The sequence below is a fragment of the Cupriavidus sp. 96C5-1 genome, assembly GCF_057798855.1.
On record NZ_JBYOJU010000116.1, the window covers coordinates 1 to 1,425 of the forward strand.

2 protein-coding genes and 1 pseudogene are annotated in these 1,425 nt (G+C 63.6%); all 3 read left to right on the plus strand.

The window, feature by feature from the left end:
- Positions 1-332, plus strand: a pseudogene (locus tag AC3FOF_RS44530) (hypothetical protein); the annotation flags it as partial.
- Positions 317-895, plus strand: coding sequence for a DUF3304 domain-containing protein (locus AC3FOF_RS44535; protein WP_488730311.1), 579 nt, complete (start codon positions 317-319; stop codon positions 893-895). The pseudogene AC3FOF_RS44530 and the gene AC3FOF_RS44535, both read left to right, overlap by 16 nt.
- On the plus strand, positions 892-1,425 hold a 534-nt coding region (locus AC3FOF_RS44540), incomplete at its 3' end, for a phospholipase effector Tle1 domain-containing protein (protein ID WP_488730312.1). The genes AC3FOF_RS44535 and AC3FOF_RS44540, both read left to right, overlap by 4 nt.

Here is a 1,425-nt window from a genome sequence, read left to right on the forward strand (position 1 = left end):
GCAAGCTGCCCCGGCTGGCGCGCATCCGCATCTCCGTGTTCGGTTTCTCGCGCGGCGCGGCCGAGGCGCGCGTGTTCGTCAACTGGATACGCGAGCTGTGCGATGAGCCGAGCGGGCCGATGCGCATCTGCGGCGTGCCGGCCACCGTGGATTTCCTGGGCCTGTTCGACACCGTGGCGTCGGTGGGCGCCGCGCAAGGGCTGATGTCGGAGCTGGCCAACGGCTACGGCGGCTGGGCGCAGCCGCGCGACCGACGACGCGAAGCTGTCCGCATCGGCCGCGCGTCGCTCCGCACATCCACTGACGGGAGAACGCGATGCGTAACGCTCTGACATGCTTTCTGCAGATAGCTTTGCTGTTCGCGCTGGCGGCTTGCAAGCCATCCGATGCCCCCGCCGCCGCAACAGCACACGAAGACGCCATGGTGCCGTTGCAGGTCGGTCTCCTCAACTACACCGACGACTACATCGACGAGGTCTACGTCAACGGCTCCTGGGCTGGCGGCGTGGTCGCGCATGCCGGAGGGGGAAAATTCGCGGCCCACGCAGAAGTACCCCGCCAATGGGACCCGAAGTACAAGCTCATCATCCGTTGGCGCACCGAGTCGCTCTACCTCAAGAACCCTGACGCGTTCTATGAGCGCGAAGTGGCAACGGAGCCTTATCAACAGTACAGGCCTGGCGGCGTCACGATGCTGTGGGTCGCCTTCTTTCCAGGCGCGGTCTTGCGACTCTTTCCAACCCGTGTGGATCCAGGGCATCCCGATTTCCCGGAGAGACTGCTTGCCCCTTCCTGGGCCTGCGAAAAGCAGTTCCCCGGCAATCCCAAATGCTTCCGCCAAAAACCCTCTTGGGAAGAACCATCCCAGCCACACAAGGAGGACCACACGCCATGACGGTTTCACGCCTTCCCGACAACGTGAGCGACAACCCATGGGCACTCACGGCGAACGAGCGCCAGGGCATTACTTGCACCGAGTCGCCCGACGACGCCATGTCGTGCCAACGCACGATGTATCTCGGCTTCTTCTTCGACGGTACACGCAACAACCGTAAGTACGACACGGAGCCCAAGTCGCATAGCAATGTCGCGCGGCTGTACGACGTTTTCGACGAATTGCGTCGCGAAGGTGAAGACCGCCAGTACCGATTCGGTACCTACGTCCCCGGCGTCGGCACCGAGTTCTGGAAGGGCGTCGGCGATGCCGGCGTGGGCCTGCATGCCGCTGCAGGTGCCGCCGCCGGCTGGGGTGGCGAGGCGCGCATCAACTGGGCATTGCTGCAATTGCAGAACAACCTGCACCGCTATGCCTTCCAGAAGCGACTGACCGAAGAAGCCGAAGACCTCGCCCTCGTCAAACAGATGAGCGCCGACATCAACTTCAAGCGCATGCGCATGCGCTTTCCTGATGGCAAGGGGCCGCCC

Bases quoted from the DNA above. Each gene is read 5' to 3' on its own strand.
- AC3FOF_RS44535 (WP_488730311.1), top strand. From the start codon at position 317: ATGCGTAACGCTCTGACATGCTTTCTGCAGATAGCTTTGCTGTTCGCG.